We start from the raw sequence: 14,734 nt of genomic DNA on the forward strand, positions 1-14,734 counted from the left end.
ATGCTAAAAAACTGGATCAACATATTTATTTACCAACTTAAGAACAACAAGTTGTTTAGTGCTCTGAATGTTTTAGGGCTATCGATTGGAATTGCAGGTTTAGTGTTCGCTTTACTGTACTGGAACGACGAACAGAGTTATAACGCCTGGAATCCGGAAAAAGAGAATGTTTATCAAGTTTTAGTACAACTCACAGATATGCCTGTCAGTGCAGATAATACTGTATTATTAAAAGCACATTTGGAAAAAGACCCTAATGTCCAAAACATCGTTTTTGCTGATAGCTGGTATCAAAAAAGCAAATTCATTTATAATGGTAAAAAAGAATTCGTTGATAAAATAATCAATGTTGAAAAAGATTTCTTTTCTCTTTTTCCTTTTAAAATCATTCATGGAAATGCTGTGAATGCATTAAAAGATGGTTCAAGTATTGCAATATCTGAAAATCTTGCAAATCGCGTTTTTGGAAATGAAAATCCAATTGGCAAACAAATCAATTGTTTTGATAATTTGTTTGTAGTTCGTGCCGTATATCAAATTCCTGGAAATTCTTCGATTGCTCCAAATGTTGTAGTAAATCGGATGAAAGATCTCGCAGATCCGGCTCAAAGTCGAAGCCTATTTGCTTTAAAAATACTTTTAAAAGTGAAAGATCCGGCAAAAGTAGAACAGACCCGAAAGATGCTCGAAAAAGCATACTATGATGATGTGATTGTAAGAGAGGCAAAACAAGCTGGTTTTACTCCTGAAGAGATGACAAAAAAAGTGGGGCATTTTACAGTTTTCATGGAACCGTTGTCAACAGCAAGATTACAATCTATTGCAGATGGTTATCCTGAAGGTCGTGGCAATTATCAGTTTTTGCTAATTATGACAGGACTCTCGATTTTGATTCTAATTTTATCTATCGTCAATTATATAAATCTGGCTACAGCCAATGCCATAAAACGCGCTAAAGAAGTAGGAATCCGCAAAATTATTGGCGCATCAAAAAATAATATCATACTTCAATTTATATTTGAAACAACTTTAATTAGTTTGTTGTCGATATTGTTAGCTTTAGTAATCGTAGAATCGACTTTGCCTTATTACAATAATTTTTTAAATAAAAATTTAATGATTATTGGAAGCCAATTTTATCTACAACTCATTCTAATTTTCGTTACAACTATTTTTGTTGCAGGGATATTTCCTGCAGTGTATGTTTCTAATTTTGAAACTTTGAAAGTCTTGAAAGGTAATTTCTCAAGAAGTAAAAATGGCGTTTGGTTGCGCAACGGAATGTTGATTTTTCAATTTGCTATCGCTACATTTTTTATTATTGGCTCAAGCATTGTATATCAACAAGTAAAATATTTAAGCGATAAAGATCTCGGTTTCAAAGGAAATCAGCTGATTGCAGTAGACTTACACCTTCTTCCTTCAGATTACGAAGGAGAAAACAATGCGCAGAATATTTTCAACAAATACAGTACAATAAAGCAAGAGTTAAGCAAAATTGAAGGAGTTGAAAATGTTTCAACCGGACTTGTATCTTTTGACGGTTCAGACAATTCGTTAGCACCGCTTTTATATCACGATGTACTTTTTAAGGCAAAACATATTGGGATAGATTTTGGGATGCTTGAAATGTTAAAAATCAAAATGGCAAAAGGAAGAGGGTTCGACAAAAAACTTGCTTCCGACACTATAAACTCCATCATCATAAATGAAACTGCCGCAAAGTTGATGAATATGAAAAATCCTATTGGAGAACAAATTTTGATTAGAAATCAAAACTTAAAAATTATTGGAGTGGTAAAAGATTTTAATTTACTAAGTCCAGAGGTCGCCGTACCGCCAATGACATTTTATCATTTAAAAACTTTAGGAATGGCGACAGAAATGGACAGAGTATATGTAAAATTGAATGCAACAAATATAGACAACACGATTTCTTACATTGAAAAATTTTGGAAAACAAAAGTTGATACTGAATATCCTTTTAAATACGATTTCGTAGATAAAGAATACGCACGGACTTACGAAGCGTATGTAAAACAAAAGAATTTGTTTTTATTACTTAATGTTATTGTAATTCTAATTGCTCTTTTTGGATTATTTGCCTTAGCATCTTATTCAATACAACGACGAATGAAAGAAATCGCCATTAGAAAAACGCTTGGAGCTGAAACAAATGTGCTGTTAAAAGAATTATCGAAACAATATGTTTTCTACTGCATAATAGGTTTCATAATAGCAATTTTTCCTGTTCATTTTTTATTGAACAAATGGCTCGAAAATTTCGCTTTTAGAATAGACATCAGCATAATTCCATTCATTTTAGGATTTTTCACTTTATTAATTCTAACATTAACAATTGTTCTTTCGAGAGCTTATGCAGCAACGAAAACAGACATTTTGCACTATCTGAAATACGAGTAAAAAATAGTAAAACTGAAACATAAGTTCAATAAAACAAAAAAGCGATAACCAAGAAGTCTTTAGTTATCGCTTTTTTTTCGTCTAACTTGAGAAAGTCAGACCTTTATCTTTAAAACCATTATACAATTCCTGGCGGGCACTGCTTATCGTTTCTTCGGTGCGATAAATGCTGCACCAGAATTTAATCAGCAGTTTATATTTTCCTTGAGAAATGGCGCTGTAGTAAATCTGAGATGGTTTTGCATTGTTTACCAATGGCAGATTCGCAAGCGTTTCGTTTACAATAGTATTTATTTCTTCTGGAACAGTTTCGCCTGTAATCTCAAACGTAACTTCTACAAGTTTATAATTATCAGTGTAGGTCCAGTTTGTGATATTCTGCGATAATAAATTACCATTCGGGATAATGATTTCGGCACCGTTTGGCGCATTGATTTTGGTTGTTCTAAGTCCCATAGACTTTACTCGCCCTGATTCTGAACTGATTTCAACAACATCGCCGATTTGGATAGGTTTGTCAAAAATTAAAATGATACCCGAAACAAAGTTGTTGACTATATTCTGAAGTCCGAGTCCGACACCGACACCCAGCGCTCCAAGAAGAATACTCAATTTATCCAATGGCATTCCCGACGCAGCCACAGCCAGAAGATAACCACTTATTAAGACAATCAACCTCGTAATAAGAAGCTTTGAATGTTGCCTTTTGTTGATGTTTTCTTCATTTTCATCATCAATTTCACCAAAAAAGTAAGCTACATAATTTTGAAGTAAATGTGCTGCCCAAATAATGATGAAAAATAAAACGATGTTTTCTAAAGTAAAAGTAATACTTCCGATTGTATTTGGATGAATTAAGATCTTTTGAAAAGAAGCACGAAGCGACTCCCAAATATTTAAATTAGAAGCAATAACAATCAGCCACATATAACTGATTACGATAATGAATGGCTTTTTAAGTGTATCGGACAAACTTTCGTAATTGAACATTTTTTCGATACCTCGTTTTACTCTTGTGGTGTAAATTTGAAGAAGAATGATTTCTAAAATAATCTTCAATAAAACACTTAAAGCGACAATTTGAGTTAAAGATATGAAAGCTGTAATACTTATCATGTTTGAAAGCGAAACTCTACCAAACAAGTTAAATAGAATAGATAACCCATTCAAACCAATAAAAATAATACTGGCCCATTTAAAAAATCCTTTGATATAAAGCTGTTCTTTTAAAGTTTTGATTTGAACCAATCCGTAACGAATTCCGAGGATATTGATTACGATAAAGGCACATCGTTGCAATAAACCAACGGTAATGAATAAATCTAAGAAGCAAAGAGCAAAAAACAATCCTAAAAGCAACAGCCAGTTACGCATTGCGATGCCCGACCATTTGTTTTTGAATAATACTGTTAAAGCTCCTAACAAAATAAGCTGGATTAATTCTAAAAACAATGCAGGAGCATACAAATTGGTAACAACCGCAATGTTTAAACCTATAACCACAACTGGAATAAGAATGCCTCTATTAAGATATTTAAAATTAAACTGTGAAAGATTCTCAATACAGTCTTTAGATTTTAGGAATTTTATGTTTCTCGAAATGTACCAATACAAAAGTCCCATAAAGAAACATAAAGTTACAAGTCCGCCGGCTTTGTAGCCAAGATAATAAGCGGCTACATTTTCTTCGATGATTACTTTAGCTTTTATATTGTGCGTAACTTTTTTCTTTACAGCCGAATCTCCAAGTTGCCATAAAGAAGGATATTCTTTGTTGAAAATACTGATTCCCGACTTTTCAAGTTTTCCTTCAACAGTAACCAGAGCGTTAGAAACGGCAATTTTTCGCTGTACTGTAAGTCTTTTTTTATTGTTAAGGATTCCCTGATTTTCGGTCATTAGGCTATCTGTAGCCAGATATCTTTTTTTAAGGTCGGCAAATTCTTTTTTGAATTGTTTGCGACGAATCGTATCTCTTAATAAAGTGATTAAAGTTTTGTCTTTTCGTAGATCGATAACACGTTTCTTAATCTTTTCAAGAATCAAGTTTCGGGCGTTGATTGCCGTATTCTGTTCATTAAGCTCCTGCTGAATCTCTTGCAGAACAAGACGGTACATCTGCTGATTTCTAACATTTGGATTTGCGCCTTTTAAACTCGCTAGTATAAGTTCAAGCTTACTTTCGGTACGTTTCATCTCACCAAAAAGATGATGTGTTCCACCTTCAAAATCGGTATCGTTATAAGCAGATTCTAAAACTTCTCCAGCTTTTTCGATAGACATTAGATAATCGCTGTCGGTTGCGGTTGTATCGTTAAACAATCGACCGGCATTTTCTTTTTTAGGAGTTTTATTCTCTTGTGAGAAATGCTGTTGCGAATAAAAAAGGGTTAGTAGTAATGTAAGGTAATAAATAGGTTTTTTCAGAAAAATCATAATTTTTAGGCTTATTTAGGGAGCTCAAATTTAGATTTTTTTGCGTAACTTTTGATTAAGAAAATAAATTTAAAATGATAAATCGGTTTCTGTTTCTTTCTTTTGAAAATTTTTATTGAAATATACTTTTCGCGGATTTTTTTCTGCAAACGAAGACACCAGTTGCATAATATACTGGCTACTGGCATAAGCCGTAAGGTAATCTTTGATTTCTAAAGGTTCGGTAATAGCGGTTTCGGTAGGGAAATAGCCCATTCCGTAAAAATGACCGTTTTCTATCCAGATACAGCTGCGTTCATCAGCAGAGCGTCCTTTGTCTATAATGGCAAAACTAGGCCTAATGCCGATTAAATATTCAAGAGCATTTTCGACTTGAGCATTATGAGCAACAGTTTCCGGATAATCCGAATTTTTCTGAGGCATCAAAAATTCACCTGGCGACAATTTTGAATAACTGCAGAATCTTTGGTCGATTTCAAATTTTTGAGAAAGAGAAAGCAATAAGTTTACACCTTCATATTCAGAATTAAAAACTTCTATACAAGTCTGAAATTTATTCAGTCTTCCGATAGCCAAATGTTTATGGCCGCTTCGAGCTTCATATTCATACAATCCGAATTTGGGTTCGAAACGTTTTAAAGCGCGGTTGTGCTCCGGCCAAAGTTTTTTGATTTCGCTATATTCCAGTAGAAGCGCCATAAGTTCGGTAGCACAGACTTCAAAGGTTATATTGTAAATATCTCGAAGAAAATTCTGGCGTTGAGGTTTTACATTATTGCCTGTAAAATGAGAAGCAACCCGTTTTTTGATGTTAACGGCTTTTCCAACATAAATTACCTTTTTATTTTGATCATAGAAATAATAAATCCCAGGTTTTTCTGGAAGTTGTTCAAAATCAGAAGGAGGAAGGTTAGGAGGAAGTCGCTGATCCTGAGAAGTAGTTTTGAGCATTTTTGAAATATGGCCTTCATCGTCCCAATCAAGGAGCATTGTAAACAAAATCGCTGTAGCATCTGCGTCGCCTCCCGCGCGGTGACGATTTTCAACGGGAATCTCTAAGGAGCGGCACAAATTTCCGAGACTGTAAGAACTTAGTCCAGGTTTTATCTTTCGGGTTGCGCGTACTGTACACAATTTTCTGGCTGTCCATTTAAATCCGGATTCCTGAAGCTGATGCCGTACAAAAGAATAATCAAAATTTACATTATGAGCTACAAAAATACGGCCGTTGAGCATTTCGAAAATCTGCTCAGAAACATCATCAAAAATTGGAGCGTCACGAACCATTTCATTGTTGATTCCTGTTAAGGCAAAAATCGGAAGCGGAATATCTTTTTGTGGATTTATAAGCGTTTCAAAACGGTCGATAATACTTTTGCCGTCGTGAATGATGATGGCAATTTCTGTAATGCGACTTCCAGAGGCATTACCGCCTGTGGTTTCAATATCGACTATGGCATATTCAGTTTCTCTCATTTTACAGCTTCTTGAACCATAAAACAGCTGTTTGTTCCTGGTTTTGCAAAATTAGCATAGATTGATGCCTTTTTTTGAAAAAGTGCTGTTATAAATTATAACAAGTTTTACGTAATTGATTATTTGTGAAATATTTACAGCTTACAAATTTTTAACAATTTCGATTAGAGGCGGAATAGAATTTTATCTATATTTATACATCTAAAGTTGCTGTCTTACAGTAGTTTGAAGAAACCAAAAATAATTTAAAAACATCGTGATGGAAAGCACTATTAAACTTAGGGTGAGAAAAGAAATTGACAATGGCAGTGAGTTTAAAGTGATTAAACTAAAAGGGTCATTGATTGCCGGAGGCTTTACCGAAATCATTCATATTTCGGATGAAGACGAACATTATTACCTCAATACCTTTTCTACACCTTCGCGAAACAAAAAATCGACAGAAGAGTTTTTATTGGGATACATTGCCGACCATCAGCTTAATGATGCGGTGATGCTTCTAAAGTAAAAGCTTGCTGTTTATTCAATTTTATTTTAATATAGACGAAAAAAAGATGAGTTTTTGAGCTCATCTTTTTTTATTGGATAAAGTTAGAAGGATAAAAAAAGAAATGACCCTCAGCTTTTGCTGATGCTAGACCCATAGCATCAACATTTACAGAGAGCCACTTTCTTTATCCAAAAATTTAAAAAATCGGCGTGTAAAAAAAATTGGGGGATTATTTAGTCGATAAAACCAAATTTATCTTCAAATGCTTTTCCAATTACAGGAATTGGTTTCTTTTGCTCGTTTGCTGCATTGATAATTCCGAAAATCCATAAAATGAAAATTGCGTAACCAATGTAGTTTAAAAAGTAAAGAGACGAAACCGTAAATACGACAATAGATAAAAGGATATTCACTACAAATGAAACTACAAAAATACCCAAGCCTTGCTTTAAGTGATAAGTAACAAGGTCGCTTTTTGGAGTTAAATCTTTACTTTTAACAAATGCTATAATCCATCCAATAATAGTGATGTAGCTTAAGATAGAAAGGGTTTTTCTGTTCATCGTTATATTTATTTATTAGATCAAAAGTAGATACAACAATAGGAATCTTAAATAGAGAATTTGTCTTTGGCTGTTTTGACTTTGTATTTGTTCGGATTAGGTTAGTAAAGTGAAATTAGGAGTCATTATTTTCTAAATTTCGTCCTTCATCAGTTTAAAAAAATGCTCTTTTTTTCCTCTTGAAATGGGCACGGCTGACTTATCAATCATTTGTACCATTCCTTCTCGGGAATAGCTTACAATTGAGTTTACATTGATTAAATGTGACTGATGAACTCGAAAGAACATTGGAGGTTCTAGTAAATCTTCATAATTTTTTAAAGGTTTTGAAACCATTATTTTTCGTCCATCCGTCAGAAAAAAAGTGGTGTAGGAACCCGAAGTTTCGCACCTGATGATTTGATCCAGTTTTACAACATACATCGCTTCCTGAGTCGGCAGAATAATACGGTCCGGAGTTCTGGTTAGATTTTGCTGCAATTCATTTAGCTGTTGTTTTTCCAGAACTTTTTCTTCCAATAAAGTAATGCGTTCAACTGCTGTTTTGAGTTCTTCGGGATCTATTGGCTTCAATAGATAATCTATAGCGCTGTACTTAAAAGCGTTAATAGCATGCTGTTCGTATGCTGTTGTAAAAATCAGGTGAAAAGAATTAAATGTAATTTGCTTTAAAACATCAAAGCCGGTTCCGTCAGTGAGCATAATGTCCATAAAAACCAGATCAGGTTTTAATCTGTCAATTAACTTTACCGCTTCTGATGCACTTTCGGCGTAACCAATAATCTGAATACTATTGGGTGCGGTCATTTCTAACATTATTGATAGCGCTTCGCGAATGCGCTGTTCATCTTCAATTATAATTGTCTTGTACATCTAGTCTATTATTGGAATGTTTATAATTACGATACAGCCTGAACTGTCTGTTTCTGGATCTCGCTCTAAAACCTTAAATCCTGCCCACGGATAATCTTTTTGCATTTTGCTTAATCGCTCATCAGTAATTGTCGTTGATAATGATTTATGGTTGTCTTTTAGCTTGAATTTTCTCGAAGCCGCAAGTCCGATGCCGTTGTCTTTTATAGTACAGATGAGATTTTGTTCCTGAGAAGCTAACTTGAAATGTATTTCTAATAATCCGTTAGCGTTTTTAGCTATTGGTTTTAAGCCATGTTCTACCGCATTTTCTATAAAAGGTTGAATTAATAAAGGTGGAATAAGTAAATTATTTTCAACAGATTCATCACATACTATAGCGTAATCAAATCCATTGTTTAAGCGCAGCTGTTGCAGTTCGATATAATTTTTTAAAGTTCCTATTTCTTCCTCTATCGAAATTGTTTCTTTGCGTGACTGCTCCAAAATCTGACGCGTTAGTTTTGCAAATTTATTAAGGTATGAAACCGCCGGAATTGTATCTTTTTGCAAAATCATGCTTTGGATGTTCCCCAAGGCATTAAAAATAAAATGTGGATCCATTTGCGAACGAAGCAATCTGCGTTCTAATGATAATCTGGCCGCAAGATTTTCGATGGTCTCTTTTTCCATCAACTGCATTTTCAGTTCCGCATTGGTTTGTTCCTGATGCATAAAATCTTCACGATTTTGATAATATCTTTGACGATAATAATATGAACGAAACATGAATATTAGTCCAATCAACAAAACACCTGCAACAGCATAGCCCAAAAGTTTATTTTGCTCTTCGAGTTTGTTTTCTTGTTCAAGCTGTTCTATTCGTTCCATTTTTTTTGCCGATTCGTACCTTACTTCGGCATTCTGCAGTTCGCGCTGCATATTCTCGTTATTTTTTAAGTTGTTGTATTTAGTGTACAGTGTATCATAAGAATAGTAAGCAATGTAGTCTTTTCTTTTTATGGAAACTTCTTTAAGACAGTTGTAAAAAGTAGCCAACAGATAATTATCGGTGTAGGGAAGGCTTTTTTGATAATTTATGCCTTCAATAAACAAAAGTTCGGCTTTTGCATAGTTGCCTTTTTCGGTATAATAAACCCCTTTTAATCCGATAGCGCTTCTGTAGATGATTTTAATGTTGTACTTTTTAGCAATCGCAGTCGCTTTTTCAAGATTTTTCAGCAATGCTTTTTCATTGATAGGCTTCGGACCTTTAGAATATAAATCGGCTAGATTGATGTATGCGATTCCAATATTGCTTTTGCTGATTATTTCATCGGCATTTTTTTCAGTATAAGCGACTGTGACCTCAAAAAAATCTAAAGCGGCTTTCCATTCTTCTTGAGAACCGTTTTCGAGTTTGTCAGTTAAGTAACTTCCAAATGCAAGCCTAGCATACAACTGACTTTCTGGATCTCCGGCCTGAGATGCATGCAGTAAAGCTTCACGGACATATTTTTTGACTTTTTCAGGTGAGGCTGGAGAAAATAAATAAGAGATATCGGCAGCAATTTTAGCGCATTGATCGTGAGCATCTGCCTGCGAAAAAAGTTTGTAGGCAGTAAGCAGATGATTCAAGGCCTGAGGTTTGTCGTCTATATAAGATTTTAGAGTTCCCATCGCCAGAGATGCAAATGCTTTTGTTCTTTTTCTATTTGATTTTTGCGAAAGAATATAAGCTGTGTCAGCATATTTGGTAAAATCTTTCAAATGCAGCAAGCGTCTTTGTGTTAGGGCGAGATAGGAATAACAAATGACTTCGTCGTCTATGTTTTTGTTTTTTTTAGCAAGGTTTAAGGCATCGATCTGTAGTTTTTTACAGGCAGAAGAATCAGAAAAACGTTTGGCATATCCATCTTCAGCTTTTCTTTCTACAGCAGAAATCTGTTGCGCCTGTAAAGCTGTGCCGAACAATAAAGAAAATACCAGGATGATAAACCTGTACATTGTGTTTTTTGAGAAATTTGATGTCAATTTTTTCTGCATTTCTAGTGGTAATTGTGAGCAAAGTACAAATTGCATACAGATTGACCAAACTATTGCAAACACTTTTTTGCACAGTGATTTAGTTAAAAATAATTCTTTAAAACCTATATAAACAGCATCTTCGCTGAATCCTGAAAAAGAGTATCCAAATAAAAATCTAAATCATCCATATGCCAATTCTCGATTGTTGTGCCTTGATCTTAGTAGTAATCTTGCAGTAGTTATTTTTTTTAAAACTCTAAAATTATGAATAAGAAATTTTTTACTTTATTGGTTTTTGCATTATGTTTTTTTACAGAACTGGTACATGCACAACAACAGGATGACAAGCGAATTAAAATTGAAATTACGCTTAAAGATGGAAACAAAACAATAAAAGGGGCGGTAAGATCTGCGACTTTCTCTTTTACACGTTCTGTAAATAACTTTTCTGGAACAGAAAGTACAGAAAACAAAGAGACAAACAACTACTTTTTTTCATTGGATTTTGAAAAACAGGATATTGCATTACTAACTGTTTTCATGAAAAACAAAGGTGGAGTTGATGGGCAAATTACAATGACCGATTCTTATGGCAAACTTCCGGCAAGAAAATTTGAATTTACTAAAGCAAGAATTGATTCGCTGAGCGATCAGATAAATGCAGACTACAGTAGTTCTTATTTTTCTATAATCTGCGCATCAATGATGATTGATGGCGTAAATGTAAATTAGAAAATGCTGGAGTTAAAAAAATTCGAAAAAACCGGAAACCAGTACGTCCTGAAAAAACAGTACGGTTTCGGTTTTGTTATCGTTGTGGCAATGGCTGCTGTTGCAATCGGATGCTTGTGGCATGGTAAATACTTAATAGCTTTGGTTTTCTTGATTTTGACGATTCTTTGTGCTATATCTGTTTTGTACAATAGTTTTATTATTGATTTGGATCAAAAGCAATTTATTGTGAACAATGGTCTAATCACAAAAACGGCTACAATTCATTTTTCTGATTTTGTAAACTTTGAACTATATAAAATAAAGCAAAACTTTATCACGACAAATGTTTCGCTAAATATGTATTACCTCAAGGATAACAAAGAAAAATCTATCGAAATTGCGCAAGGTTTTTTGGTTTCGTCTATGCAAAAAATTATTAATGAAATAAACGATATTTTAGAATTAGATGGAAATTCAAGAAAGATATAATATTGAAGAAACCCTACATACATTTTCATTTTGTCCTAAAAAGCCATCGCTAAATACGTTGTGGTGGTCTTTGCTTGGCATAATTGGAGGTGTAATTGTATTGTTATTTTTTGAAAATTACTTAGACGAAAGCCTTAGATGGGCTATTTACATTCTTATTTTTTGCTTAGGAATTCAAGGTTTATATGATGTTAAAGTTGGTTCAAAAGTTCGTTATATCTTTAACAGCAATGAAAATGCAGTGTATAAATGGAGTCCGATTCTCGGTAAAAGAAAAATAATGAAACTTCATGAAGTGACTATATTTGCCCATTCCGAAATGGGAAATTGGTATTATGCTTTAGGTGCCGCAAGAAGTCAGTTTGAGAAAAATTATATTTTGAGCGAAAGTTTTTCTTCGGGAAAAAAATGCCAAAGTCGTCAAGCTGCTTATGAGAAATTTATTCTGCAAAAATTGGATAGGTTAGTCGAATCAGTTCAAACTTAAAGTTTGACATCAAAACAATTATTTAAAATGTAAATTATGAAAAGAAGCAGCGTTTTATTCTTTGTCTTGTTTTTTTGTACCATTTCTTGTGATTTAGTGAAGGACAGTCCAGATACAATTTTTCAGTTGATTGGTCTGAATTCAAATAAAATTCCTCCAAGTTATGAACGTGTTTTTAAAGAATTGCGACAGCAGAAAGAAAGCAAATCGTTAAATGTTCCGTCTGAGGATGGAAAAAGCATGAAAAAAGCTAATTGTGTTGAATTTGTAAAATATTTTTATGGGCTTACATTCAAGGAGGATTTAAAGAAAATAAAGAAGTTAAATCCTGATGATGATGCAAAAGAGATAGTTAAAGCCGGAATAGAATTGTTTGAATATGCAGATGAGATTCAGAGCAAAGATTTCCCAGTAATTGCCAAAATGATTGACGACGGTAAAAGCGATGAAGAAGTTGATGCCGCTGCAAAACATCTAGATGATACAAAAGGAATCGAATTGGATAAAAAACACCAAAAAATGATGGATTTACTGCTTCCGTATGCAGATAAAAACGGAGTAGAGTACAAGAGACTTTAATTTTAAAAACGCATCAAAACAGTTGTTATGATGCGTTTTTTTAGGATTGAATTATTTTAAAATTTCTTTGATTGTCTGTACAAAAGCTTCTACCGGTTGTGCGCCCGAAATGGCATATTTACGGTCAAAAACAAAAAAAGGAACACCTTGAACTCCAATTTCGCCAGCTTCTTTAATATCGGATGCTACTTCTTTCAAGAATAAGGTATCGCTTTCTAGAACTTCTCTGATTTCATTTTCTGCCAAACCAGCCTGAATTCCTAATTTTATTAAAGTCAGCCCATTGTTTAGATCTTCTCCATCGGTGAAATAAGCCTTAAAGAAAATCTCTTCTATTGCGTCTCCAAGATTCTTTGTTTTTGCCAATTGAATGATGCGATGTGCATTTAGCGAATTTGAAATGACAGCTTTATCAAAGTTGTATTCTAGACCAACGCTTTTTGCTCGTTCTGTAACTCCTTTGTGCATTTCTTTAGACTGTTCAATTGACATGCCTTTTCGTTCGGCTAAAAAGGTATAAACGTCTTTTTCAGGTTGAGACGTAATTGTTGGGTCAAGTTGAAAGCTTTTCCATTCAACTTCAAAATCATTGTCAGGAAATGTAGCTAATGCATTTTCTAACTGTCTTTTTCCGATATAACAAAACGGACACATGATGTCCGACCAAATTTCTATTTTCATAATACAAAAATACGGAAAAAATTGTTTTAGGTTTCTAGTTTCAGGTTTCAAGTTGATGTGCTTTGTGTTTTTGACCGCAAAGCACGCAAGTTTTTTTGATATGCAAAATTTATAGAAAACGCAAAGTTCGCAAAGCTTTGCGTAAAAACTTTGCGAACCTTGCGCAACCTTAGCGACCTTTGCGGTTAAACTAAATGTCTCGTAAATCAACTTTAAACTTTAAACTTGAAACAAAAAAATCAGCAAAATAAAAAAACCGCAACACTTAATTTAAGAATTGCGGTTTCTAGGTATAAAAAATGGTTGGTTAATAGCGTTATTTTTTTTACAATGATATGTCTTTAATTTGAAACTAAAAAAAATCCCTGTAACAAAAAGAAAGTTTGATGTTAACTATTTAACATTACAGGCATTACAAGCATCGTAACTGTTTCGCCTTCTTCTAAACCATCAACAGGAGTAAGGATTCCCGCTCTGTTTGGAAGAGACATTTCTAGCATAATCATGTCAGATTGTAAATTAGTAAGCATTTCTGTCAAGAAACGTGAATTGAAACCAATTTGAAGATCATCACCTTGATAATCACAAGTTAATCTTTCTTCTGCTTTGTTTGAGTAATCGATATCTTCTGCAGAAACATTTAATTCTGCTCCAGCGATTTTCAAACGAATCTGATGTGTAGTTTTGTTAGAGAAAATCGCAACACGACGTACTGAACTTAAAAATAAAGAACGGTCAATCATTAATTTGTTTGGATTTTCTTTTGGAATTACCGCTTCGTAATTAGGGTATTTTCCGTCGATTAAACGACACATCAAAATATAATTATCAAATGAAAAAGTTGCATTTGAGTCGTTGTATTCAATTTTTACTTCTGCATCAGAACTTCCTAAAATACTTTTTAAGATATTCAAAGGTTTTTTAGGCATGATAAAGTCAGCAACCTGAGAAGCTTTTACATCTGTTCTTGCATATTTTACCAATTTATGAGCATCAGTAGCCACAAAAATCAATCCTTCAGGTGAGAACTGAAAGAAAACTCCAGACATTACTGGACGTAAGTCATCATTTCCAGCTGCAAAAATAGTTTTACTTACTGCAGTTGCTAAAACTTCAGCAGGAACAAGGGTTACAGATGGTTCTTCTAATTGAACAGCTTTTGGAAACTCTTCTCCAGCAGCATAAGCCAATGCATATTTACCAGAATTTGAGCTAATTTCAACCGTATTGTTGTCTTCAACAGTAAAAGTTAAAGGCTGTTCTGGGAATGTTTTTAAAATTTCCAGCAAAAGTTTTGCAGGTACAGCTACGCTTCCTTTGCTTGTAGAATCGATCGATAATGTAGCAGACATTGTTGTTTCAAGGTCCGAAGCCGAAACAGTCAACTCATTATTATTCAGCTCAAATAAGAAGTTGTCCAAAATTGGCAACGTATTGTTACTGTTGATTACACTACCTAAAACTTGCAATTGTTTTAATAAGTACGAACTCGATACTATAAATTTCATCTGTATT

At 33.8% G+C, this 14,734-nt stretch carries 13 protein-coding genes; 6 read left to right on the forward strand and 7 right to left on the reverse strand.

Translation table 11 applies throughout. The features are described from left to right. A complete protein-coding gene (locus ACFFLS_RS03965) occupies nt 1–2,424 on the forward strand; it encodes an ABC transporter permease (protein WP_379685389.1) in 2,424 nt (807 codons plus the stop codon). An 81-nt stretch (nt 2,425–2,505) separates the two neighbouring features. Here the strand turns inward: ACFFLS_RS03965 and ACFFLS_RS03970 are convergent, their stop codons facing one another. Both ACFFLS_RS03970 and ACFFLS_RS03975 read right to left on the reverse strand, forming a co-directional pair. After that, nucleotides 2,506–4,860 (reverse strand): mechanosensitive ion channel family protein, encoded by a 2,355-nt coding sequence (locus ACFFLS_RS03970; RefSeq protein WP_379685390.1) that lies wholly within the window; start codon nt 4,858–4,860, stop codon nt 2,506–2,508. Between the two features lie 69 nt (nt 4,861–4,929). Further along, on the reverse strand, nt 4,930–6,336 hold the full coding sequence (locus ACFFLS_RS03975; RefSeq protein WP_379685391.1) for an exonuclease domain-containing protein: 1,407 nt from the start codon (nt 6,334–6,336) through the stop codon (nt 4,930–4,932). 259 nt (nt 6,337–6,595) lie between these two features. On the opposite strand from ACFFLS_RS03975, the gene ACFFLS_RS03980 reads away from it, so the two are divergent. Then, nucleotides 6,596–6,844 carry a hypothetical protein gene (locus tag ACFFLS_RS03980; RefSeq protein WP_379685392.1) on the forward strand — a complete coding sequence of 83 codons (249 nt, stop codon included), beginning with the start codon at nt 6,596–6,598 and terminating at the stop codon, nt 6,842–6,844. A gap of 215 nt (nt 6,845–7,059) precedes the next feature. Here the strand turns inward: ACFFLS_RS03980 and ACFFLS_RS03985 are convergent, their stop codons facing one another. The 3 genes from ACFFLS_RS03985 to ACFFLS_RS03995 form a co-directional block, all read right to left on the reverse strand. After that, nucleotides 7,060–7,389 carry a DUF4870 domain-containing protein gene (locus tag ACFFLS_RS03985; protein WP_379685393.1) on the reverse strand — a complete coding sequence of 110 codons (330 nt, stop codon included), beginning with the start codon at nt 7,387–7,389 and terminating at the stop codon, nt 7,060–7,062. 132 nt (nt 7,390–7,521) lie between these two features. Next, entirely contained in the window at nt 7,522–8,262 is a 741-nt protein-coding gene (locus tag ACFFLS_RS03990) for a LytR/AlgR family response regulator transcription factor (RefSeq protein ID WP_379685394.1), read from the reverse strand. Then, nucleotides 8,263–10,248, reverse strand: coding sequence for a sensor histidine kinase (locus tag ACFFLS_RS03995; protein WP_379685395.1), 1,986 nt, complete (start codon nt 10,246–10,248; stop codon nt 8,263–8,265). Nucleotides 10,249–10,533: 285 nt separating this feature from the next. Here ACFFLS_RS03995 and ACFFLS_RS04000 point away from each other — a divergent pair, with 285 nt between their 5' ends. Genes ACFFLS_RS04000 through ACFFLS_RS04015 form a run of 4 tightly spaced genes read left to right on the forward strand, consistent with a single transcriptional unit; the run spans nt 10,534 to nt 12,538 of the window. Beyond that, the gene (locus ACFFLS_RS04000) at nt 10,534–11,001 is read left to right on the forward strand and encodes a hypothetical protein (RefSeq protein WP_379685396.1); all 468 of its coding nucleotides are present in this window, start codon (nt 10,534–10,536) and stop codon (nt 10,999–11,001) included. A 3-nt stretch (nt 11,002–11,004) separates the two neighbouring features. After that, nucleotides 11,005–11,472: a hypothetical protein gene (locus ACFFLS_RS04005; RefSeq protein ID WP_379685397.1), complete on the forward strand. Its 468-nt coding sequence runs from the start codon at nt 11,005–11,007 to the stop codon at nt 11,470–11,472. Then, on the forward strand, nt 11,450–11,959 hold the full coding sequence (locus tag ACFFLS_RS04010) for a hypothetical protein (RefSeq protein WP_379685398.1): 510 nt from the start codon (nt 11,450–11,452) through the stop codon (nt 11,957–11,959). Before ACFFLS_RS04005 ends, ACFFLS_RS04010 begins: the two co-directional genes overlap by 23 nt. Before the next feature lie 36 nt (nt 11,960–11,995). After that, nucleotides 11,996–12,538, forward strand: a complete 543-nt coding sequence (locus ACFFLS_RS04015; RefSeq protein ID WP_379685399.1) for a hypothetical protein — start codon at nt 11,996–11,998, stop codon at nt 12,536–12,538. 51 nt (nt 12,539–12,589) lie between these two features. Here the strand turns inward: ACFFLS_RS04015 and ACFFLS_RS04020 are convergent, their stop codons facing one another. Together ACFFLS_RS04020 and dnaN are read right to left on the reverse strand one after the other, a co-directional pair. Continuing rightward, entirely contained in the window at nt 12,590–13,219 is a 630-nt protein-coding gene (locus ACFFLS_RS04020; RefSeq protein ID WP_379685400.1) for a DsbA family oxidoreductase, read from the reverse strand. Nucleotides 13,220–13,608: 389 nt separating this feature from the next. After that, on the reverse strand, nt 13,609–14,727 hold the full coding sequence (gene dnaN / locus ACFFLS_RS04025; protein WP_135223763.1) for a DNA polymerase III subunit beta: 1,119 nt from the start codon (nt 14,725–14,727) through the stop codon (nt 13,609–13,611). Nucleotides 14,728–14,734 lie beyond the last annotated feature (7 nt).

This window comes from Flavobacterium procerum (assembly GCF_042431625.1).
In the GTDB taxonomy this organism is placed as follows: Bacteria; Bacteroidota; Bacteroidia; order Flavobacteriales; family Flavobacteriaceae; genus Flavobacterium; species Flavobacterium procerum.